At 41.5% G+C, this 22,428-nt stretch carries 23 protein-coding genes, 1 pseudogene and 1 riboswitch; of the genes and pseudogenes, 5 read left to right on the top strand and 19 right to left on the bottom strand.

The genetic code is table 11. The features are described 5' to 3' along the window. Positions 1 to 2 precede the first annotated feature (2 nt). The 6 genes from hemL to hemA are packed head-to-tail and all read right to left on the bottom strand — an operon-like array spanning position 3 to position 6,363. Positions 3 to 1,274 (bottom strand): glutamate-1-semialdehyde 2,1-aminomutase, encoded by a 1,272-nt coding sequence (hemL, locus tag CGC63_RS07780; protein ID WP_003021540.1) that lies wholly within the window; start codon positions 1,272 to 1,274, stop codon positions 3 to 5. Further along, complete coding sequence (gene hemB, locus CGC63_RS07785) at positions 1,274 to 2,254, bottom strand: porphobilinogen synthase (RefSeq protein WP_003021538.1); 981 nt, start codon at positions 2,252 to 2,254, stop codon at positions 1,274 to 1,276. The genes hemL and hemB overlap by 1 nt, the downstream gene beginning before the upstream one ends. Before the next feature lie 4 nt (positions 2,255 to 2,258). Next, positions 2,259 to 3,782 carry a uroporphyrinogen-III C-methyltransferase gene (gene cobA / locus CGC63_RS07790; RefSeq protein ID WP_003021536.1) on the bottom strand — a complete coding sequence of 508 codons (1,524 nt, stop codon included), beginning with the start codon at positions 3,780 to 3,782 and terminating at the stop codon, positions 2,259 to 2,261. After that, positions 3,775 to 4,665, bottom strand: coding sequence for a hydroxymethylbilane synthase (gene hemC / locus CGC63_RS07795; RefSeq protein ID WP_003021533.1), 891 nt, complete (start codon positions 4,663 to 4,665; stop codon positions 3,775 to 3,777). Before hemC ends, cobA begins: the two co-directional genes overlap by 8 nt. 2 nt (positions 4,666 to 4,667) lie before the next feature. After that, positions 4,668 to 5,141 (bottom strand): precorrin-2 dehydrogenase/sirohydrochlorin ferrochelatase family protein, encoded by a 474-nt coding sequence (locus CGC63_RS07800; protein WP_009247407.1) that lies wholly within the window; start codon positions 5,139 to 5,141, stop codon positions 4,668 to 4,670. Beyond that, positions 5,131 to 6,363 (bottom strand): glutamyl-tRNA reductase, encoded by a 1,233-nt coding sequence (gene hemA, locus CGC63_RS07805; RefSeq protein WP_009247408.1) that lies wholly within the window; start codon positions 6,361 to 6,363, stop codon positions 5,131 to 5,133. Before hemA ends, CGC63_RS07800 begins: the two co-directional genes overlap by 11 nt. Before the next feature lie 110 nt (positions 6,364 to 6,473). Beyond that, positions 6,474 to 6,654, top strand: a riboswitch (cobalamin riboswitch). 195 nt (positions 6,655 to 6,849) lie between these two features. Between hemA and CGC63_RS07810 the strand changes: the two genes are divergently transcribed. The 5 genes and pseudogenes from CGC63_RS07810 to CGC63_RS15980 all read left to right on the top strand — a co-directional run bounded on the left by CGC63_RS07810 (position 6,850) and on the right by CGC63_RS15980 (position 10,361). Continuing rightward, positions 6,850 to 7,596 carry an energy-coupling factor ABC transporter permease gene (locus CGC63_RS07810; protein WP_003021523.1) on the top strand — a complete coding sequence of 249 codons (747 nt, stop codon included), beginning with the start codon at positions 6,850 to 6,852 and terminating at the stop codon, positions 7,594 to 7,596. A 1-nt stretch (position 7,597) separates the two neighbouring features. After that, complete coding sequence (locus CGC63_RS07815; RefSeq protein ID WP_003021521.1) at positions 7,598 to 7,900, top strand: energy-coupling factor ABC transporter substrate-binding protein; 303 nt, start codon at positions 7,598 to 7,600, stop codon at positions 7,898 to 7,900. A 26-nt stretch (positions 7,901 to 7,926) separates the two neighbouring features. After that, positions 7,927 to 8,703 carry a cobalt ECF transporter T component CbiQ gene (gene cbiQ / locus CGC63_RS07820; RefSeq protein WP_003021518.1) on the top strand — a complete coding sequence of 259 codons (777 nt, stop codon included), beginning with the start codon at positions 7,927 to 7,929 and terminating at the stop codon, positions 8,701 to 8,703. Beyond that, a pseudogene (locus CGC63_RS15975) lies at positions 8,700 to 9,302 on the top strand (energy-coupling factor ABC transporter ATP-binding protein); the annotation flags it as partial. The gene cbiQ and the pseudogene CGC63_RS15975, both read left to right, overlap by 4 nt. Positions 9,303 to 9,572: 270 nt before the next feature. Further along, positions 9,573 to 10,361 carry a sirohydrochlorin cobaltochelatase gene (locus CGC63_RS15980; protein ID WP_039925322.1) on the top strand — a complete coding sequence of 263 codons (789 nt, stop codon included), beginning with the start codon at positions 9,573 to 9,575 and terminating at the stop codon, positions 10,359 to 10,361. A gap of 47 nt (positions 10,362 to 10,408) precedes the next feature. On the opposite strand, the gene CGC63_RS07830 is transcribed toward CGC63_RS15980, so the two are convergent. From CGC63_RS07830 to CGC63_RS07890, 13 genes are all read right to left on the bottom strand, one after another. Next, positions 10,409 to 11,089, bottom strand: coding sequence for an HAD family hydrolase (locus CGC63_RS07830; RefSeq protein WP_242648458.1), 681 nt, complete (start codon positions 11,087 to 11,089; stop codon positions 10,409 to 10,411). A 1-nt stretch (position 11,090) separates the two neighbouring features. Beyond that, positions 11,091 to 12,113, bottom strand: coding sequence for a D-alanyl-D-alanine carboxypeptidase family protein (locus CGC63_RS07835; RefSeq protein ID WP_003021509.1), 1,023 nt, complete (start codon positions 12,111 to 12,113; stop codon positions 11,091 to 11,093). A 97-nt stretch (positions 12,114 to 12,210) separates the two neighbouring features. Next, positions 12,211 to 13,410, bottom strand: a complete 1,200-nt coding sequence (locus tag CGC63_RS07840; RefSeq protein ID WP_003021506.1) for an NADase-type glycan-binding domain-containing protein — start codon at positions 13,408 to 13,410, stop codon at positions 12,211 to 12,213. 21 nt (positions 13,411 to 13,431) lie between these two features. Continuing rightward, positions 13,432 to 14,082, bottom strand: a complete 651-nt coding sequence (locus CGC63_RS07845) for a precorrin-8X methylmutase (RefSeq protein WP_003021503.1) — start codon at positions 14,080 to 14,082, stop codon at positions 13,432 to 13,434. Between the two features lie 18 nt (positions 14,083 to 14,100). Further along, the gene (locus CGC63_RS07850; RefSeq protein ID WP_003021500.1) at positions 14,101 to 15,612 is read right to left on the bottom strand and encodes a cobyric acid synthase; all 1,512 of its coding nucleotides are present in this window, start codon (positions 15,610 to 15,612) and stop codon (positions 14,101 to 14,103) included. Between the two features lie 2 nt (positions 15,613 to 15,614). Continuing rightward, entirely contained in the window at positions 15,615 to 16,673 is a 1,059-nt protein-coding gene (locus tag CGC63_RS07855; RefSeq protein ID WP_003021497.1) for a pyridoxal phosphate-dependent aminotransferase, read from the bottom strand. A gap of 14 nt (positions 16,674 to 16,687) precedes the next feature. Next, positions 16,688 to 17,668, bottom strand: a complete 981-nt coding sequence (cbiB, locus tag CGC63_RS07860) for an adenosylcobinamide-phosphate synthase CbiB (RefSeq protein ID WP_003021495.1) — start codon at positions 17,666 to 17,668, stop codon at positions 16,688 to 16,690. 4 nt (positions 17,669 to 17,672) lie between these two features. Beyond that, positions 17,673 to 18,263, bottom strand: coding sequence for a histidine phosphatase family protein (locus CGC63_RS07865; RefSeq protein WP_003021492.1), 591 nt, complete (start codon positions 18,261 to 18,263; stop codon positions 17,673 to 17,675). Beyond that, positions 18,256 to 18,642 (bottom strand): bifunctional adenosylcobinamide kinase/adenosylcobinamide-phosphate guanylyltransferase, encoded by a 387-nt coding sequence (locus CGC63_RS07870; RefSeq protein WP_003021489.1) that lies wholly within the window; start codon positions 18,640 to 18,642, stop codon positions 18,256 to 18,258. Before CGC63_RS07870 ends, CGC63_RS07865 begins: the two co-directional genes overlap by 8 nt. Positions 18,643 to 18,657: 15 nt before the next feature. Next, on the bottom strand, positions 18,658 to 19,431 hold the full coding sequence (locus CGC63_RS07875; protein ID WP_003021487.1) for an adenosylcobinamide-GDP ribazoletransferase: 774 nt from the start codon (positions 19,429 to 19,431) through the stop codon (positions 18,658 to 18,660). Position 19,432: 1 nt separating this feature from the next. Beyond that, positions 19,433 to 19,969, bottom strand: a complete 537-nt coding sequence (locus CGC63_RS07880) for a bifunctional adenosylcobinamide kinase/adenosylcobinamide-phosphate guanylyltransferase (RefSeq protein WP_003021484.1) — start codon at positions 19,967 to 19,969, stop codon at positions 19,433 to 19,435. 14 nt (positions 19,970 to 19,983) lie between these two features. Then, on the bottom strand, positions 19,984 to 21,033 hold the full coding sequence (cobT, locus tag CGC63_RS07885; RefSeq protein WP_003021481.1) for a nicotinate-nucleotide--dimethylbenzimidazole phosphoribosyltransferase: 1,050 nt from the start codon (positions 21,031 to 21,033) through the stop codon (positions 19,984 to 19,986). Next, positions 21,030 to 22,427: a cobyrinic acid a,c-diamide synthase CobB gene (locus CGC63_RS07890; protein ID WP_003021478.1), complete on the bottom strand. Its 1,398-nt coding sequence runs from the start codon at positions 22,425 to 22,427 to the stop codon at positions 21,030 to 21,032. Before CGC63_RS07890 ends, cobT begins: the two co-directional genes overlap by 4 nt. Between the last annotated feature and the right edge of the window lies 1 nt (position 22,428).

Raw genomic sequence — 22,428 nt, forward strand, 5'->3', positions numbered from 1 at the left:
CCTTAAAAATATTTCTCGATACAGTCCAGTGTTTCCTGAATTTCTGCTTCTGTATGTGCATCGGATAAGAACATAGCCTCAAACTGTGACGGAGCCATGTGAATACCGTGATTTAACATATATTGGAAATATTTGGAAAATTCTGTGGTATCTGATGTTTTTGCAGAAATATAATCCGTTACCTTATTTGGGGTAAAGAAAATACAGCCTAGGGAGGACACGGAATTCACCTGATAGTCCACGCCTTTTTCTAAAAAGATTTTACGAATTCCCTCATACAGAAGTTCTCCTTTTTGATAAAGACGTTTGTAAATATCCTGATCTTCCCAGAGAATTTTCAGCTGTGTAAGTCCTGCTGCCATAGCAATGGGATTTCCGCTTAAAGTCCCTGCCTGATACACAGGTCCTGCCGGAGCTACCATTTCCATAATCTCTTTTCTTCCGCCGTAAGCGCCTACGGGCATACCGGCTCCGATAATTTTTCCGTAAGTTACCAAATCCGGTGTAATTCCGTAAAATCCTGCTGCTCCGCTGAAGCTTAAACGAAATCCGGTAATGACTTCGTCAAAAATTAAAAGCGCATGATATTTATCACATAAGTCACGCAGTCCCTGTAAAAATCCGTCTGCCGGAGGAACCACACCCATATTTGCACCTACCGGTTCTACAATCACAGCGGCAACCTGATTGTCGCTTTCTAAAAACAGCTTTTCTACACTGCTTAAATCGTTGTAAACAGCAAGCATAGTGTCCTGTGTACATCCTTTTGGAACGCCTGCGCTGTCCGGCACGCCGCTTGTCATAACACCGCTTCCTGCGCTTACCAGCATAGCGTCTGTGTGTCCGTGATAACAGCCGGCAAATTTAATGATTTTGTTCTTTCCCGTATACCCTCTGGCAACACGCAGAGCGCTCATTACCGCCTCTGTACCGGAGTTTACCATACGTATCATATCGATGTGAGGAATTTTATCACAGATAAATTCTGCCATTTCCACTTCTACTTCCGTAGCGCAGCCAAAGCTTAATCCGTTTTCGCTGGCACGGATAACCGCATCTTTAATCTGCTCATTATTATGTCCTAAAATCATAGGTCCCCATGAGTCAATGTAGTCAATATATTCATTGCCGTCTACATCAAAGATTTTACAGCCCACAGCTCCCTGTATAAAGCGAGGCGCTTCTGTAACAGAGCCATAAGCACGAACAGGACTGTTTACCCCTCCGGGTATTCTCTTTACTGCTCTTTGAAATAATTCCTCTGATTTTGTCATTATCCAATTCTCCCTTCTTCGATGTATTTTGCAATTTCCTTTGCAAAATAAGTGAGGTAAATGTCTGTACCTGCACGGTAGGCGCCGGCTGCCATTTCACAGATAATTTTATCCTCTTCAATATAACCAAGCTTTGCTCCCGCCTTTACCATAGCGTATTCTCCGCTGACAGAATATGCTGCCACAGGAACATGAAGCTCATTTTTCACTTCACGAATAATATCCAGATAAGAAAGCGCCGGTTTTACCATAATGATATCCGCTCCCTCTTCTACGTCTAACAAAGCTTCCTTTAAGCCTTCCCTGCGATTGTGATAATCCATCTGATAGCTCTTTCTGTCACCAAAGGAAGGCGCAGAGCCCGCAGCATCACGGAAAGGACCATAAAATGCAGAAGCATATTTTACGGCATAAGACATAATCGGCGCTTCCTTATATCCATTTTCATCCAGCAGATTACGAATTGCCAGAACCCTGCCATCCATCATATCAGAAGGAGCAACCATATCTGCGCCTGCCTGCACATGGGAAAGGGCTGTTTTTGCCAAAAGCTCTAAGGTCTTGTCGTTTTCTACTTCATGACCGCACAGAACACCGCAGTGTCCGTGAGAAGTATATTCGCACATACATACATCTGTAATCAGATACAAATCATCGCCAAAAGCTTCTTTTGCCTTTGCAACAGCTCTTTGTACAATACCGTCTTTTGCGTAAGCCTGACTTCCCACCTCATCTTTTTTATCCGGAATACCGAAAAACATTACCTTGCTGACTCCGGCGTCTAAGGTTTCTTCCAGTCCTTTTAACAAGGTATCAATGCTGTAACGATATTGCCCCGGCATGGTTGGAATTTCCTCTTTTATTCCTGTTCCTTCTTTTACAAACACCGGATAAATCAGAGAACTTTTATCCACTCTGGTTTCACGCACCATTTTTCTCAGGATTTCATTTCCTCTTAACCTTCTCGGTCTGATATTCATAATTCTACAACTCCTTTTTCTCTGAATTCTTTTTTAATTCTATTACTAATTCTAGAAGGCTGTCAATAGACGCTTCTTTTGACATGTAAGTTTCCATGGAATATTTATCTGCTGCTGCTTTTGTCTGTTTTCCGATACAGGCGGCTTTTACCCTGCTGTAATCCAACTCCGGCACTGCTTCCACAAAGCCTTTGACCGTAGATGCGCTGGTAAAAACAGCACAGTCGATGCTTCCTGCCTCAAATTCCTTCTTTTCATCAATAATTTCAGATTTTTCATAAAGAGTTTCGTAAATGCCGATATCGTCAATGACAATACCTGCTTTTTTCTTTAATTCTTCTATGATTTCCTGACTGCCGATTTCTGCTCTGGGGAGTAATATTTTTTCTGTTCCGCTGCATTTTTCACACAGCATTTTCCCAAGAGACGCACCGTCAAACAGTTCCGGCATGACATCTGCAAAAAATCCTTTTTCCTGCAATGCCTTCTGTGTTCCGGTTCCTACCACTGCAAATTTTGCATTTCCCAGTTTTCTTGCGTCCACCTTTGCTTTTTTCATTTCTTCAAAGAAAACCTTTACTCCCTTAGGGCTGGTAAAAGCAATCCAGTCATAAGTCTGCAAATGAGAAAAAGCATTCAAAAGAGCTGTATTTTCCTGTTTTGCTGCTGTCTTAATGGCAGGTAATTCCAGCACCTCTGCTCCCAGTTTTCTGAGCTTTGCCGCCATGGAGGATGCCGCTTCCTTTGGTCTTGTAACCAGCACTTTATAACCGAAAAGCGGAAGCTTCTCATACCAGGCAAATTCGTCTGCCAAAGCGCAGACCTTACCAACTACAATAATGGCAGGTGTTTCAATTCCCTGTCGCTGTACTTCTTCCGGCAAAGTAGAAACCGTTGCTACAATTCTTTTCTGTGCCGCAGTTGTGCCCTTCTGCAAAATTGCAGCCGGCATATCCTTTTCCATACCTGCGTCTAAAAGCGCTTGACAAATATCAGTTAAGGCGCTGACACCCATTAAAAAGACTAAAGTTCCTTTTGTACGAACAAGGGCTTCAAAATCAATGTCGTAAGCTGCGCCCTTTTTCTTATGTCCCGTAATAATGTGAAGAGAGGAGGTGAAATCACGATGAGTAACCGGAATGCCGTTATATGCCGGAACTGCAATGGGGGAAGTCACTCCTGGTACAATTTCATAGGGAATACCTTCCTGAATTAACAGCTCCAGCTCTTCCCCGCCTCTGCCAAAAAGGAAGGGGTCTCCACCTTTTAAGCGGACTACACGATATCCCTTTTTTGCTTCCTTTAATAAAACCTCATTAATCTGCTCCTGAGGCATGGTATGGTGCGATGCCCTTTTTCCTACGTTAATGCAGCGGGCAGTTTTTGGGATTTGTGATAAGACACCCTGTCCTACCAGACTGTCATATACCACTACCTCTGCCTGCTGTAAAATTTCCATTCCTTTTAAAGTAAACAGTCCAATATCTCCCGGACCGGCTCCTACCAGCCATACTTTCCCTTTACACATACGCTTTGCTCCTTTCCTGCAGCTCCTTTGCAAGAGAAATTCCAAGCTCCTCTGCTGCTTCTGCACTGCCCTTTTTCAGCCCTTTTTCATAATTTCCTGTATTCTCATCGTAGTATAAGCCACGTAAAATAATCTGTCCGTCCTCGACCCGGGCATGGGCGGCTACCGGAGAAGAACAGCCTCCGTTTAAATAACGGACAAAGGCTCTCTCTGCCAATGCGGCATAAGTGGCGTTTTCGTCTCCATAGCCCTTTAAATAGCTGTAATCTACATCCTTTCTTCCCTGAATTGCCAAAATTCCCTGTCCGGCTGCGGGTATCATCTCCTCCGGTTCAAAATAACGGGCAATTCTGTCCTCCAAGCCTAATCTCTTTAAACCGGCGGCTGCCAGCAGCAGACCGCTGTATTCTCCGTCATCTAATTTTTTTAAACGTGTCTGAACGTTTCCTCTAACACTTTTACATTCCATATCAGGAAAGATTTCTTTTAGCTGTAAAATTCTTCTTAAACTGGAGCACCCAATAGGCTTCGAAGTATCTAACTGGGTAACACCTTTTGGAAGTACCAGAACGTCTCTTGGATCTTCTCTTTTGGAAAATGCAATAAGAGGCAGTTCTTCGGGAACCTCCATAGGCATATCCTTTAAGCTGTGTACAGATAATTCTGTTTTTCTTTCCATAAGAGCTTTATCCAGCTCTTTTACAAACAGTCCCTTTCCTCCGATTTTATCTAAGGTTCTATCTAAGATTTTATCTCCGGTGGTTTTCATGGTCAAAATTTCCACCTGTATATCCGCATTATTTTCTCGGATATAATCCCGTACCATTTCGCTTTGCACCACTGCAAGCTTACTTTCTCTGCTTCCGATTACTACTTTTCTCATATTTACTCCCCTTTATGACTGAGCATTTCCTGTATCATTTCTCTTACACGGCGGACCTTTTTGTGGTCTTTTCCGCATCCATTAAAGCCGATAACCACATTCTCATATTCCAGAATTCCCGGAAAATGAAAATCGCATTTTTCTTGATTGCTGGCTACATTTACCAGTATATTATTCTCTTTGCAAATCTTGTATATTTCTTCGTTTAACGCATGATTATCTGTCACTGCAAGTACAAGGTCTGCATTTTCAATATCTTCTGCTTCAAACTTTTTCTGCTTATAAATAATTTTCCCCTTCTGGCAGAGAGTCTTGACGCTCTCTGTACAGGCAGGTGCGATTACCGTGATTTCCCCCACAAAAGTCAGCAGTGTTTGAATTCTTCTGACAGCAATCTTTCCGCCTCCGATTACCACGGCTCTTTTCTGTGTGAAATCTACAAACAAAGGAAAAAACTTCTTCTCTTTATGCTCCATAAAGCTTTTCCAGCCCTTCTACACAATTTATGAATTCTTCTTTTTCCAAGGTATCACGAAGCCCAAACATCATTTTACTGACAACCTTTCCGGCTGCAACATCAATGGCATTTAAAAGGTTTTCCCTGTCCTCGTCTTCCATAGGTGTTTTTCGCAGAATTTTTAAAATACGCAGGTTTAAATCCTGCACAGCCTCTGCCTGAATATCCTGAATACGAGGGATTAAACTTCTTCCGTCATACCAGCAGTAAAAATCTTCCATCTGCTCTCTTAATATTGCTGCTGCCTTCTGCATACTTTCCTGAAGCTCCAAAGAATTGGTATCAATTTTAAAACTGTCAATATCATAAAGAGTTATGCCCTCTATTTCGTTTACAGACGGCTCAATGTCTCTTGGAACTGCCAAATCAATTAAAATCTGCTGTTTTTTCCCTGTTGCTGCCTGCTGTATCAGCTCCTTGGTAAGGGTAAAGTTCGGACTTGCCGTTGCACTGACAATCAAATCACAGGAAGGGAAGAATTCCATGCGTTCTCCATAGTTAATTCTGTCGCATCCTTTGGGAATGCTTACAATTCCGCTGCGATACTGACGGACGGTAACCGTTACATGAGCGCCTGCCTCTGCCAAAGCCAGTGCAGCCACCTTTCCCATTTCTCCGTTTCCGATTACCATACAATTACTGCCGTCTAAGGAATATCCGGTTTCTCTCAGCTTTTGAATAGCCTGATGAATGACAGAGCTGTTGCCTCTGGAAAATACGACCTCTGTTTTTACTCTTTTTGCGGCAGTTACCGCCATACGAAACAGAACCTCTAAAACGTTGTCTGTACAGTAGACATCTCTTGCCATGGACAGGGCATCCTTTACCTGCGTAATAATCTGGTCTTCTGCCAAAATCTGAGATTTTAAGCCGCTTGTCAGATAAAAAAGATGCTCAATGGCTTCTTCTTCCCTTCGCTCCACAAAATATCTGCGAAATTCTTCCGGATTTTTTCCTTTTTCTTCACACAGAAAATCAAAAAGAGAACCTTCCCATTCCTCCTGTGTACTTGCCCAAATCTCCATTCTGTTGCAGGTAGACAAAATAATACAGCCTAAAATCCCCGGAGCTTCTTTTAATTTCTCCATTGCTGCCGCTGCATTTTTCTTTGTAAAGGAAAACTGCGCACGTATGTCTACGGACGCTTTGTTATAATCAATTCCCACCATGGAAATACTCATTTTTTCTTCCATCTCCTAAATCTTTTGTTTTTGCACTGTTTTTTCATCTTAGCACAGAATTCTTTTCGGTGCAACTTATTGACAAAATCAGATAGTATGTTACAATGAATGCAGAATTGAGTGTTCAAGGTGCCTGCTTGCAGGAGAATAGGAAAGTCAAGTGAAAAGCTTGCACGGTCACGCCGCTGTAAAGGAGAAGTTTTATTTCACTATGTCACTGGAGCTTACTGGGAAGACGAAATAAAATGCTGATGCCTGAGTCAGAAGACCTGCCTTGTACATGCGATTTACACAGGTTACGAACGATGGCCGTGTGTAAGAACAGGTTGGCTCATAGCATGTCAATTTTGCTGGAACCTCTTGTTCTTCTGATAGCCTGTCGGTGTGTACCGAAGGGCTTTTTTTGTTGTATAGAAAATTGTATTCTATACAATAAAACGCTCCGCAGAGAGCACATTATTTTTTAAATCAGAAGGGAGAAGAAAAATGAGTAAACAACGCAAACGAATTTTTGTACTGACTGGTATTCTTGCACTTACTTTTGGAATGATGACAAATGTCAGTGCAATGCACATTATGGAGGGCTATCTGCCCGGCGGCTTTTGTATCGCATGGGGTGCTTTATGTATTCCGTTTTTAGTTGCCGGATTTTTGTCTATTAAAAAGACTTTAGCCGAACATAAAAATTTAATTACACTCCTTGCTATGTCAGGAGCTTTTGTATTCGTAATTTCATCACTGAAAATTCCGTCTGTAACAGGAAGCTGTTCTCACATGACAGGAACCGGACTGGGCGCTATTTTATTCGGACCTTCCGCCGTTTCTATTTTAGGGCTGATTGTTCTGTTGTTTCAGGCTATTTTACTGGCCCACGGCGGACTGACTACCATCGGAGCAAATACTTTTTCCATGGCAATCGCCGGTCCGTTTGTATCCTACGGAATTTTTGTGTTATGTAAAAAAGCAAAAGTAAATAAAATAGTTTCTGTATTTCTTGCAGCGACCTTAGGTGACTTATTTACTTACTGCGTTACAGCTGCACAGATGGCGCTTGCTCACAATGCAGATACCACGTTTATGGCTGCTATGGGTAAATTCCTTACTGTATTCGCTCCTACACAGGTACCTTTGGCTATCATTGAAGGTATTATCACTGTTTTGATTATTCAGGGATTAGAAACTTACGCAAAACCTGAGCTTCGTGCTATCGGTTACTTAAAGGAGGGAAAATAATATGAAAAAGAAAGTATTTCTTGCCATTCTTTTGATTTTCTTAATTGCTTTTGTTCCGTTATTCGCATTAAAGGATGCAGAATTTGGCGGTTCTGATGATGCCGGAAGTCAGGTTGTAGAAGAGGTTGACTCTTCTTATGAGCCATGGGCAACTCCTATTTTTGAAAAGCTCATTGGCGGAGAGCTTCCGGGAGAAGTGGAAAGTCTTCTCTTCTGTCTTCAGACAGGAATTGGCGTAGGCGTCATTGCTTTCATCATGGGACGTTTTGTAGAACGCAAGAAATGGATGAAAGACGATAATTAAAATTTCTCTTTGAAAGGAGTTTTCTTATGATTGTCATTGATAAGCTTTGCTATCATTCCAGACTCAGATATGAAAACGCCGGTGAGAAGTTTGCCTTTGCAATAATTACACTTTGTATTTGTGTAATGAGTCGTTCGATTGCAGTGGCAGGTATCGTATTAGCAGTTACAGGGGTTCTTACCGTTAAAAAAGGTGGAGTCCCTGTTTCTCGTTATTTACGTTTTCTCACTGCCCCGATTATTTTTTTATTACTCAGCACCATTGCCATTATGTTTCATCTAAGCCGTACTCCCATGGATATGTTTGCTGTTCCTGTGGGAAGCTGGTACATTACCACCAGCTACTCCTCTTTCTTTTATGCGGTGCAGCTTATTTTTACGGCATTAGGAGCTGTTTCCTGCCTGTATTTTTTATCCTTTACTACGCCGATGCCGGATATTTTGCAGGTTCTTGAGAAGCTCCACTGCCCCAAATTATTGATGGAGCTCATGCTTTTAATTTATCGTTTTATTTTCGTGCTTTTGGATACGGCTTCTGCGCTTTCCACTTCTCAGAACTGCCGTCTTGGAAACCGTGATTATAAAACGTCTTTAAAATCCTTCGGAATGTTGGGCTCTGTTTTAATGATAAGAGCCGTGGAACGCTCCAACCGTTTATATGCTTCTATGGAGGCAAGATGCTATGACGATACCATCCGTGTCTTATCGGAAAACCAGCCTCCGAAAAAAAGTGTTATTGCAGCCATTGTTGTATTTGACTCGGCTTTATTTCTGTTTGCTGTATGGAGGAGATTTTTTTCATGAATTCAGATATTATTTTAAAAGCAGAAGATTTATATTTTTCTTATGACGATGAACAAAGCCATTCTTTAAACGGACTTTCTCTGGAAATTAAAAAAGGACAAAAAATCGCATTTATGGGTGCTAACGGAAGCGGAAAATCTACCTTTTTTCTATGCTGTACCGGTATTTTAAAACCGCAAAAGGGAAAACTTTTCTTCCATAATAAAGAAGTTACTTATAAGAAAAAAGAACTTTTAGATTTGCGAAGCAAAATCGGAATTGTTTTTCAGGATCCGGATAATCAGCTTTTTTCAGCCAGTGTCTATCAGGAAATTTCTTTTGGTCCTTTAAATTTAGGACATTCAGAAGAAGAAACAAAAAAAGAAGTTGAAGAAGTCATTGATTATCTGGAAATTACCCCTTTCCGTCATAAACCAACCCATGCATTAAGCGGTGGACAGAAAAAGCAGGTTTCTATTGCTGATATTCTTGTCATGAAACCGGAAATTATTATTTTAGATGAGCCTGCTGCTGCTTTAGATCCTAAGCATACGACTATGGTAAACCATATTGTAGATCAGATGACGCAAAATGGGATTACTGTTTTAATGGCAACTCATGATGTAAATTATGCTTATGAATGGGCAGATGAAATTTTATTATTCCACGAGGGGAAAGTTCTGATGCATGGCACTCCGGCTCAGGTATTCAGCAATCGAGGTGTTTTAAAACAAACAAATTTAGAACCGCCTGCTGTTCTGGAGCTTTTTGAAAGCTTATGCAGAAAAGGAATTTTAAAATCCTCTCTCCCACTTCCGAAAAACTTAAATGCTTTAGAAAAATACATCTCAGATGTGAAAATAAATACACACTACGGAGGAACAAAAACAGTGTCAAAAGAAACAAAAAAAGCCATCTTGGCTGTAAGCTTTGGAACAAGTCACAATGATACCAGAAAAATTACCATTGATGCCATTGAACAGGATATGCAGGCTGCTTTCCCTGATTATGCCCTCTATCGTGCATGGACCAGCAAAATGATTATCAAAAAAGTAAATGCCAGAGACGGTGTGCATATTTGCAATGTGAAGGAAGCTATGGAGAAAATGCTTCAGGACGGAATTACAGACGTACTTGTTCAGCCTACGCATGTAATTAACGGGATTGAAAACGACCTTATGAAAGAAGATGCTCTTGCTTTTCAGGAGCAGTTTCATTCTATTTCTTTTGGAGACCCGCTTCTTACCAGCGAGCAGGATAATTTAGCCGTTATCGATGCCATTACCTCTGAATTTAAGACTTTAACAAAGGATGAGGTTTTAGTCCTGATGGGGCACGGAACAACTCACTATGCCAACGCAATTTACGCTGCTTTGGACTATACCTTTAAAGATAAGGGGTATTCCAATATTTTTCTGGGAACCGTAGAAGCTTATCCTACCATGGAAAGTCTGTTAAAAATGGTTCATGCTTATCAGCCGAAAAAGGTTGTTTTGGCGCCGTTTATGATTGTTGCCGGAGACCATGCGAAAAATGATATGGCAAGTGATGAGCCGGACTCTTGGTATAGCCAGTTCAAAGCAGCAGGCTATGATGTAGAGCCTGTATTAAAAGGCTTGGGAGAATATACCGGTATCCGAAAACTTTTTATCGAACATTTAAAAACCATTGATTGTTAAAAAACAGAATGGGATGTCACATCGTATTTAAAGCGACATCCCATTCATTATTTTTCCATCCAATTCTTTACTTCTTCCAGTGTCTTTAATTTCCCGTATAAATATTCTTTTACAGGTGTTTCATCCTCCAAAAGGTCGGGTATCATAATTACCTTCATTCCCGCTTTTCCCGCTGAAATAATTCCGTTATAAGAGTCCTCCAGCGCCAGAGCGGCGGCGGGACTGACTTCTAATTTCTCACATGCCAGTGCGTAAATAGCCGGATGCGGTTTCCCATGCTCCACACAATCCCCTGTGATGATTTCCTGAAAATAATCAAAAATCCCTTGCTCCTTCAGCGCTTCCTTAGCATACATTTGATGGGTGGAGGTTGCCACTGCCATAGGAATGTTTTTCTTCTTTAAATAATCTAAAAGAGAAAGCAGACCTTCTTTTTTGGGAATTCCCTTCTCTTTCTCATAGTCATAATAGACCTGATGATATCCGTCTAAAAACGCCTCTAAAGGAAAATTTGCGCCGTATTTCTTCAGAAAATAAGCATTTCTTTGGGCTCTGTTCATGCCCAATGTATTTTTGATGTTATCGCCCAGCTTTCCGTAGCCCAGATTTTCCCCTGTCACATCCCAACTGTACTTAATAATCCGCTCGGTATCCAGCATTAAACCATCCATATCAAAAACAACTGCTTTTGGTAAAAACGGTTCTTCTTTTATCCAGTATTCTGCCATTTTATTCACTTTGAATTGCAGCTCCTATCTGACTGTAAATATTTTCTGCGTCCAGCACATGGAAAGGCTCGGTGTTATGATTTCCATCTGCTCCTGCTGTTACTAAAATGTATTCCTGTCCCTCTACCATTGCCAGACTTGCCAGACACTGACCAGCCGCATTGGTAAAGCCTGTTTTGCCGCCCAGAATTTCTCCGTCTGTCACCTCTAAGGTCGATTTCTTGTCATACATGGTGCTTTCAAAGGTAATTCCGTTTGGCTCTGCTGCTGTGGGAGCAGTTGTATAAGAACGGGTGGTAAAAACCTCATAAAAGGTTTCATTTTTAATTGCCTGCTCTAATAATATCATAATATCTGTAACGGTTGTATAGTGCTCCTCTTCATGCAGACCTGAGGCATTTACAAAGTGAGAATTTAACATCCCAAGCTCCTTGGCTCTTTCATTCATTTTTTCAGCAAAGGCTTCTTCACTTCCTGATATTCTGCATGCCAGCGCAGTACAACATTCTGCTCCTGACGGCAGCATCAGACCATACAGCAAATCTTTTACAGAAACTTTTTCTCCCGGCTGAAAGCCTGCCATGGAAGCTCCTCTTTCATATTCAGCCAAAACCTCGTCTACCGGAATTTGAACCTTCTCCTCCAAATCAGAAAGCTCTTCCACGGCAATCAACAAGGTGAGAATTTTTGTCATAGACGCAGGATAAATGCGTTCTTCTGCATTTTTAGAAGCCAGTACCTTATTGTTTTGTACGTCCTTTACAATAGCGGCTTCACTGTAAATATCCATATCAATCTGAACATTCAGCCGTTCCTCCAGCTTTCGTCTTTCTTCTTCCTCCTGCTGTCTTCTCCGTTCTTCCTCGGCTGCTATCCTTGCTTTTTCCTCCTGTTTTCTGTCATAAGCCTGTTTTAGCTTTATTCCGCCTAAAAGAGCGGTCAGGCAAAAAATGCACACAGCTAAAACCGTAAACATAATTCTTCTTTTTCTTCTGACTTCTTTCATTCGTTGTTGTTTCTTCATAATTTCTCCATATCCTATTATCTATTCTGTTTCAGGCAATAAACGCAGTTATTCCATGACAAAGCAATTTCTGTTTGTCATGGAATAATAAGCTTGTTTATTCATATATTTCTACTTCTGAAATACCATTGTCATTCCATCTGCTTCCCTCATAAGAGTCTGCAATATACATGGAAATGTAAGACGCATCTATTGGTTCCTCAAAGGAAAGACAGAATTTTTTCTTTTCGTCGGAAAATTCAATATCCTTTGTCTCACTGTCTCCCACTTGGATTGTCAATGTCTTTGGCCGTGCACTATATTCCCAGAGCTGGTCGCTTCTCCAGTTTCCTAAATATAATACAAGATAACGAACCTTATGATTTCCATCGAAATTTATCCGAATACCGGTTGTCTCGCCTGTGTTTTCCTCATTCTCCTGCCAGGAGGTGCTGCTGTCTCCGTCAACTGCACTTTGTGCACTGTAATCATAAGTGTCAGACTCTTTGATGGAGTTTTGTTCGGTACTGACAGGTACAATCTTCTGATATTGGGAAAAATCAATTTCATCCGGATTTACCAGTTGAAAACGCTCCTGTTTTGTCGTTTCCTCTTGCGCAGCATCCTGTTTCTCTGTTTCATCCACTTCTTTCTCAATCTCCTCAGACGGAGTATCCTGATGAACCACTTCTTTATGTAATTTTTCATAATACTCCTTTTCCTGCCTGTCCAAATCTTTCATCCGTTTCATTCCCAAAGCAATGCCAATTCCAAGGCATAAAAGCAACAGAAAAGTAATGAGAATGGCAATGTTTCGCCTTTTCTTTTTTTTCTCGGGACTTAAAGGGGGCTTTTCCTCTTCCTCCTCTTCTTCGTCTTCCTCGTCAAAAAGGTCTTCTTCCCAGACATTCTCCTCTTCTTCCGCAACAGCCGGTTCAACCTCCTGACATTCCATCTGCGGTTCTTCTTGCGGTTCTTCATTCAGCTTCGGTGTTTCTTCTGGTTCTGTAACAGAAGTATCTTCCTTTTCTTCGGCTTCTGTGGTTTTTTCAACTTCTGGCTTTTCTTGCTCCGGTTCTTCTTCTGTTTGTATAATTTTTTCTTCTTCCTTTGGAACATTTGTCATTTGTACAGGCTTTGTAGGCTCTGCCTTCTCTTCTCCCTGCTCTGCCTTTAAAATTTCTTCCAGTTCCTCGTCTGTCTTATAATAAGCCCATCTATCGTCCTCATCCATGTATTCGGGAAAAACAGCTTTTCCGCACCGTCCACAGTAGAGATCGGTATCCGGGATTTCTTTTCCGCATCTGTCACATTTCATGTTTTTTCCTTCCTGAAATTCCTATTTCCAGTAATCTCTTTCATTATCAATCATGTATAATAAAGCGTTACAGATACATGCGGCAATATTGCTTCCACCTTTTCTTCCTCTGGCAACAATATAAGGAACGTCTGTATCCATAATCATTTCCTTAGATTGTACCACATTTACAAAGCCAACGGGAACCCCTATAATTAAATACGGAGAAATTTTTTTCTCATTTATCAGTTCATACAGTCTTACAAGAGCAGTAGGCGCATTTCCGATAGCAAAAATTAATGGTTTTCCAAGTTCAGCCGCTTTGTCCATACTTGCTGTGGCTCTGGTGCTGCCCATCTCCTTTGCTTTTTTTGCCACATCCTCATCAGACATAAAGCAATAAACCTCACCGCCGTACTTTGCCAGTGCCTTTTTGTTAATTCCTGCCTTTGCCATCTGTGTATCTGTGACAATACAGGCGCCGTTTTTAATGGCTTCAATGGCTTTTTCCACTGCATTTGGAGAAAAACAAAGATTATCCGCATAGTCAAAATCAGCGCTTGTGTGAATACATCTTTTTACAATACATTCTGTACCGGGAATTAATTTTTTATCTCCCAGCTCTTCCGTAATAATTTCAAAGCTTCTTGTTTCGATTTCTTTTGGTTTTACATTTTCTAATTCTACTTTCATTTGTAGTCTGCCTCTCTTTTATTCCAATCCGGCTTCTAAAATCTCATAAATTTTCTTCATATCTAAATGCTTTCGAAGACCGTCTGCCAGTTTATCATATTGTGTTTCCTTAAATGCGGCAAAATCAATCCCCGTCATTTCAGAAACATCAAGCCCCTTTTCTTCTCCGATGGCTTTTACTATATTTTTTGCAACAGCTTCCTTATCAAAAATGCCGTGTACATAAGAGCCGTAAACATTGTTGCAGTAAGCTCCGTCCTGCTTTGTTGTATTTTGAACGTGGTCGGTGATTTCCGTGAAAGGATGTGCACCTTCCAGCAGTACACTTTCTCCCATGTGAATTTCATATCCTTCCAGCTTTACGCCTGTAAGAGAACTTAACGCACCTTCTACCTTTGGGAAAGTACCGGAAACTCTTGTGCGTGTTTTCAAATTCTGAAACACGGTTTCCATTGGCAAAAGTCCCATGCCCTTTATCTCCCCCCCGGCTTCAACGCCGTCAGGGTCTGAAAGCTTTTCTCCCAACATCTGATAACCGCCGCAAATGCCAAAAATAATCTTGCCTTCTGCTGCTTTTTTCAAAATCGCCGCTTCCAGTCCGTTTTGTCTTAACCAGAGTAAATCTTCCATAGTGTTTTTCGTTCCCGGTAAAATAATCATATCGGGATTTTTCAGCTCATTGACTGCTTTTACATAGCGCAGGGAAACACCGGAAATCATTTCCAGAGCATTAAAGTCCGTAAAATTGGAAATTCTGGGCACACGGATAACTGCAATATCAATGACGCCGATTTCCTGCTTATCGGAAAAACGTTCGGTGAGGCTGTCCTCGTCTTCGACCTCCAATTCCATATAAGGGGCTACTCCCACCACGGGAATACCTGTTTTTTCTTCCAAACTTACCACTCCCGGCTCTAAAATGGTTTTATCCCCTCGGAATTTATTGATAATCATGCCCTTTACCATTTTCTGCTCGTCTTCCTCCAGCAGCATAACTGTTCCGATTAACTGTGCAAAAACGCCGCCTCTGTCAATATCTCCCACCAGAAGTACAGGAGCTTTTGCCTGCTTTGCCATACCCATGTTTACAATGTCTTCTTTTTTTAAATTGATTTCTGCAGGACTTCCTGCTCCTTCAATGACAATAATATCATACTCTTCTTCCAGCTTACGGTAAGCTTCCATCACCTTGGGAAGAAGCTGTTTCTTGTAAGCAAAATAGTCTCTGGCGCTCATCGTTCCCAGCACTTCTCCGTTTACAATCACCTGACTTCCCACATCATTGGTAGGTTTTAAAAGAATAGGGTTCATGAATACGGAAGGCTTAATTCCCGCTGCCTCTGCCTGCATGACCTGCGCTCTTCCCATCTCCAGCCCGTCTTCTGTAATAAAAGAATTTAACGCCATATTCTGAGACTTAAACGGCGCTACCCGATAGCCATCCTGCTTAAAAATTCTGCAAAGTCCTGCTGCCAAAAGACTCTTTCCTGCATTGGACATTGTTCCCTGTATCATAATTGCCTTTGCCATTGCTATTTCCTCTTTTCCCCGTTTAAAATATATTCCAAAGCTTCTGTTAAGCGCTCGTTTTCTTCTCTTTTTCGAACTGCAATACGGTAAAATCCTTTTTCCAGATTTGGATAATTACTGCAGTCTCTTATGGCAATCCCCTGCTTTAAACAGTTCTCCTTTAAATGTAAAGGGCCTTTAAAAAAGATATAGTTTGCTTTTGAGGGATAACAGAAAAGCTCTAATTTTCTTAATTTTTCTAACAGCCATTCTTTTTCTGCTTTGATTTTACTAAGTGTTTCTTTTACATACTCTTTTTCTTTTAACGCTGCTATTCCCGCCTCCTGTGCCAGCACCGATACATTCCACGGCTGCATTACTGCCTGCATATTTTCTAAAGTCTGGTTGTCACTGCAAAATCCATAGCCCAGACGAATACCCGCCATTGCATATTTCTTGGTGAACGCCTTCAGCAAAAAGAAGTTGGTATAAGTTTCCAGATAGGCTTTCATAGTATAAGCTTCCGAATTTTCGATAAAATCAATAAAACATTCATCCAGCACAAGAAAGGCATCTGAACGCTTGCAGCGCTGTAAAAGCTTTTCTACATAGCTTCTGTCTGCCAATATTCCTGTCGGGTTGTTGGGATTACAGAAGAACACCATATCAATGTCTTCGGTAATTCTGTCTATAAAATTCTCCTGCGGCACAAAGCCTTTTTCCTCTGAAAGCGGCACATACACGATTTCACATCCCACAGAAGACAAAGCCTGCTCATATTCGGCAAAAGTAGGAGCTGGAAGCAATGCCTTTTTTGGCTTTCTTGCCAGTACCAGACCGAAAATCAAATCTGCCGCTCCGTTGCCGCAGATAATTCTTTCTTCCGGTACTTCTTCTTCCTCTGCCAATGCTTTGCGAAGGGCATCGCAGCTTACGTCAGGATAACATTCCGCTTTCTCAAGCGCCTGTATGACTGCCTCCTTCACGCCCTTGGGCATCCCGTAGGGATTACAATTTGCGGAGAAATCTAAAATACCGGGATTACGGTATACGTCTCCGCCGTGTATGTGTATCTTTGTCATTGTTTTAATCTCCTTTAAAGAAATAGAATACCTGCCAATAAGACAGTTCTTACTGCCACAAAAAGCACTGCCCCTAAAAAGGAGCTTACATATAATAAGGTATTGGCACGTTTAATATCTTCATATTCAATATCTCGGTTTGCATCTCCGATGGTAGGTTTTTCATATAATTTCCCAAAATAATAGGCATTTCCCGCAAGCTGCACATTTAAAGCGCCTGCCATGACTGCTTCTGTCTGCGCAGAATTCGGACTGGCATGCTTGTATCTGTCTCTGAGAAAAATTTTTTTTGCATTTTTGCCGTCAAAGCCTTCCAGATAAGCAGCTGCAATCATCAGCCATGCGGAAATTCTGGCAGGAATATAATTGACTATATCATCCAGCTTTGCAGCATATCTTCCGAAATTGATATATTTCTCATTCTTATATCCCACCATTGAGTCCATGGTATTTATCCCCTTATAGATAAACATCAGCACAGGGCCTCCGATTGCCATGTAAAAAAGAGGTGCGATAATTCCGTCTGAAGTATTTTCTGCAACAGTTTCCACTGCCGCCTTTGTAATTCCTTTTTCATCCAGTGATTTTGTATCACGTCCCACAATCATAGAAACCGCATGTCTTGCGCCTTCTAAATCGCCCTTTTTCAGCTCTTTATATACCTTCATGCTTTCCTGCTTTAAAGATTTTACCGCAAGCATCTGGTAGCAAAAAAAGCTTTCAATCACAATTCCCAGTACGGTATGTATTTGATAGCCGATATACAAAATAGCAAGAGGTACAAAACCGGATAGGAAACAAATGGAAATCACCAGCGCCAGTCCCGCTTTTCGTTCTCCTTTTTCTGTCTTTGGAAATAGATTTCTTAAATGTTTTTCAAAAAAAGAAATGCCGTTTCCGATTATTCGGACCGGATGGTAAAGCCATCTGGGGTCTCCCAAAAGTAAATCTATAAAAAAGCCCAAAAGCAGGGCAGTTCCTGTCCATCTTATCATGATTTTATCCTTTCTGTACCAGACTGATTTCTTTTTTCTGCTCCCAAGCTTCCCTGTCTATGTGAAGCAGATAAAATTCTCCGTTCCCAATCTGCCATTTAAAGTATTCGCCTTTCGGCTCTGCAAAATGGGAAAGGATGCTCATGATTGTACCTCCGTGTACTACCATGGCAATTTGCCTGTGTTCTTTTGAAAAAGCTTTTAAAATACATTCTTCAAAGCCTTTAATACATCTTTCTCGAAATTCTTCCACCCCTTCTCCGTTTGGAAAAGGCAGTGTTCCGTTGCTGTCAATCCATTCCTGATATTCTTTTACGCTTGACAGCTCCTGATAGTTTTTGTTTTCAAATTTTCCAAAATCACACTCTTTTAACTGTATATTTGTTTCCACAGAAAGCTTTGGATAAATCAGCGCCGCTGTTTCCAAGCATCGTTTCATAGGACTTGCATATACAAGCTCTGCCTTTGGATATTGTTTCTTTCTTATCTCCTCTATGCCAAGAGAGCACAAATTTTCATCGGTCTTACAGCCAATATATCTGCCTTTGAGATTTCCCAATGTTTTTCCGTGACGGATTAAAACTACTTTAAGCATCTTTTATCACCATGCCAAGACCGCATACCACACGGATGACCTGTCTGCTTTTTGCAGCCAGTTGTGTGCAGAGCCGCCCTGTACTCTCTCTGTATTTTCTGTCAAAGGCATCTATGGGGACTACACCATATCCTAATTCATTGGAAATCACAATTAAATCCGGATTTTTTTCCTGAATTTTCTCTGCTAAATTCTCAAAATCCCACTCTTTTTCCAGTCCCTTTTTTACCCATTCATGAAAATGATACAGACAGGTACAATGAAAAATATCATCATATTCTGCATTTTTTCCGTCTGTCATCTGCTCTTCGGAAAGAGAAAATTTCTCTTTTACATATTCTTTCTTTCCCTGAAAAGCGCCGCCTATAATTAACTTCATGGTCTTTCCCTTCTTTTATATCATTCTGCTGATGCTTTCACCGATTACACAGGAAAACGCTATCACCAGTTCGCAAATCTGCATGTGAAAACCGGCTAAATCTCCGGTAATTCCTCCAAATTCCTTCATAGACATTTTATAATAATACCAATATTCCAGAGCAGCTCCGGTTACCGCACATGCCCCGATGACAGGGCTGTATGCCAGCATTGCACACACGCAAAGAATAACATAAACGCAGGAAACAATTCTTACGCAATTCTTCTGTGCTCCGTCAGAAAAAGTAGCTGCAAGCCCTGTATTCTTTGCCATAGGAAAGCTGGCAATGGAAAAGCTTCCCAGCGCTCTGGAAAGCACAAAGCCGATACATACCACCGGCAGGCTCTGTAACGTAATTTCATGATACATGCCGTAGTACAGGAAAAAATACACCACGGCAGTGATAATGGCAAAGGCTCCTGCATGGGAGTCCTTTAAAATTTCCAGCTTACGTTCTCTTGGCTGATAGGAATGAATGGCGTCTGAAGTGTCCAGCAAGCCGTCCAAATGAATACCTCCTGTGAGAAATACCGGTATCATAACAAAAATCATTGCATAAAAGCCTCTGCTTTCTGTAAGATATCTTCCATAAAAGCCCCAAAGCCATACAACTCCGCCGATTATCACACCAATGAGGGGGAAAAAGCACATAATATAGCGCATATTTTCCTTTTTCCAGTCACTGGCAGGCATTGGGATTTTGGAATACATAGAAAATGCAATTTTAAAGCTGTTCCATAATTTTTCCATTTTATTGTCCTTCTTTTCGCTCTGTGTTTTTCTGCTGCACCGGAATGCCATACACCACTTCGGTTACTTCCTTCGCCCACGCGGCAAGTCTCGCATTAATTTCTCCCAGATATTTCTGATATTGTTTTGTTTCCTCATCATACTTTATTCCATCGGAAAAAATTTCATTTGTTACAATGACCACCTGCTCGGCCTGTTTGTCTAAATTTTTCACACCTTCTAAAATTTCTTCCACTACCTTCTCTTTTGCGCCGTTTTCCTGAAACATTTCATTGGCGGTAAGATTGGAAAGACACTCTAAAAGTACGCAGGAGTGTTTCGGTATTTTCACATTTTTTAAGCCTACATAACATTCCACAGTAGAAAAATTTTTTTCTGCCCGCATAGCACGATGACGGGCAATCCTTTGATGACTTTCCTCGTCAAAAGGGTACATGGTGGCAATATAAATACGGTTGAAATCCCCGAATTCTACTACCTTTTGCTCTGCATAAGCGGATTTTCCGCTGCCGCTTCCCCCTGTAATTAAAGTAATCATTTTGTCTTTCCTCTCTAATCCAAGGGCTGGTAAGCATCCATTCCCCAGTTTCCGAAATCCCCCATCTGATTGTAAACTGCCAAACCGGTATCCAGCAGCGGGAATAAATTCAATGCTCCCGTTCCTTCTCCCAGACACATGTCACAATACAGAGGCGCTTCTTTTCCCAGCGCTTCTAAAAGCAATGCGCCTGCCGGTTCTTTGGAAACGTGGGTAGCCAACATATAATCCTTTGCCAGAGGACAAATCGTTGCCGCTGCCAAAGCTCCTGTGGCAGAAATGACTCCGTCAATTAAAACAGGAATATGAAGGGCTGCCCCTCCTAAAAACAGTCCGGCAATCGCTGCAATATCAAATCCCCCTACCTTAGAAAGTACATCAATGGCATCTGTTTTATCAGGCTGATGAAGGGCAATGGCTTTTTTAATTGCTGTAATTTTGCGGTTTAAGCCTTCCGTAGAAAGTCCCGCTCCCCTGCCTGTCATTCTTTCCACAGGAATATCTAAGAGTACAGAAGCCACAGCGCTGCTGGTCGTGGTATTTCCAATGCCCATTTCACCGGTTGCAAGAATATGATAGCCCTTTTCCTTCATCATCTGCGCTGCTTCTATTCCGATTTCAATGGCACGGATTGCCTGTTCCCTTGTCATTGCAGGCTCTTTTGTCATATTTTTTGTTCCATAGGCGATTTTGCGGTTAAAAATACGGACGTCTCTTGCCACACCTACATCAATGGGAAAAATATCACAGCCCACACTTTTGCACATAATGCTGGAGGCTGCTTTTTCCTGTAAGAAATTTTCCGCCACCAGAGCCGTAATTTCCTGCCCTGTCTGTGTGACGCCCTCTTCTACTACGCCGTTGTCCGCACACATGGGAATTAAAACTCTTTTTTTCACGCACACCTTTGGCGTACCTGTAATTCCCGCAATCTGCACAATCATATCCTCCAGCTTTCCGAGGCTGTGCAGGGGATGGGCGATACTGTCCCAATGTGCCTGACTGCTTTTCATTGCTTCTTCGTTTAACGGCTGTATTTTTTCTAAAGCTTCCTGCAAATTCATTTTTCAAGTCCTCCTGACTGTCTTTTCTTAAAATCCCTGCTGCAATCCAGAAATGCTTTTGGCAATTCCGGATTTCCGTAATAATAAAAATGAGGAAATCCCGCCGTCATAGTCGGCGTACTGTGAATACAATCCCAGCCTCTTTTACCTGTGGGCTTTTTTGCATAAAAATCAGCTCCGCAGCTTGTAGAGTCAAAATAGTGAAACTCATGTGCCGGACACATACCAAGCTGTCTTCCGAATACCGGCTTTTTACAGGACGCTTCAATATACCCAAAACGAGACAGCTTTCCTGTATTAAAGACCTTCCCTTTAATCTGTCCTACTCCCTGACGAAAAACCCCTTTTTCATCCTCAAAGATATCGTGGAGATAAATAAAACCGCCGCATTCTGCCAAAACCGGCATCCCCTTTGAAAGAGCTTCTTTTATCTGTTCCCTCATAGAAAGATTTTCTTCCAGCGCTTTTCCGTATAATTCAGGATAACCGCCATACAGTAATAAGCCCTGAATATCAGGTGGCAGCTCTTTATCGTGAATGGGAGAAAACGGAATGAGCTCTGCGCCCATTTCCTCTAAAAGCTTTAGGTTGTCCTCATAGAAAAAGCAAAACGCTTCATCCTTTGCCAAGCCTATTTTTATTTTTTCTCCCTGATTTTTCAAGCTTTGAAAATATTCTTTTGTTTCTTTTTCAACAGAAATAGCAGGAGCGCTCTTTCCAAGCTCAATAAGTCCATGGAAATCTATGGTCTCCTCCATACGCTTGGCAAGCTTTCCAAGCTTTTCCTTGAAATCCTGTATTTCATTAGGCATTACAAGCCCTAAATGGCGGCTTTCAATGACACAGTCTGTTACCACAGGAACATAGCCATATACTTTTATTCCCAGCTTTGTTTCAATCATTTCTTTTACTCTGGGATACAGCATGGAAGAAATCTGGTTCAGCAGTACGCCTTTGATGTTGCTGTCCGGCATAAAATTCACAAATCCCTGAATAAAGGGAAGAATAGAGACGCTCATTCCTTTACAATTAACAATCAGCACCACAGGTGTCTGTGTCACCTTTGCCAAATCATAGGCGCTTGCCCTTGTGGTTGTTCCGCCTACGCCGTCATAATAGCCCATAACACCTTCCATTACGGCAATGTCACAGTCTTCCAGATTTCGTTTTAATAAATATCTGGTTCTGTCCGGCGTGGTAAAAAAAGTATCTAAATTTCGGGATTTTGTTCCGATTACCTTTGTGTGAAACATAGGGTCAATATAATCCGGCCCACACTTAAAAGAGGCTGTTTGAAGTCCTCTGTTTTTCAATGCCTGTAAAATCCCACAGGTAATCAGGGTTTTTCCGCTGCCGCTCGCACCGGCTGTTAAAAGAAAACGAGCTGTACTCATA

The organism is Blautia hansenii DSM 20583, assembly GCF_002222595.2.
GTDB lineage: Bacteria > Bacillota > Clostridia > Lachnospirales > Lachnospiraceae > Blautia > Blautia hansenii.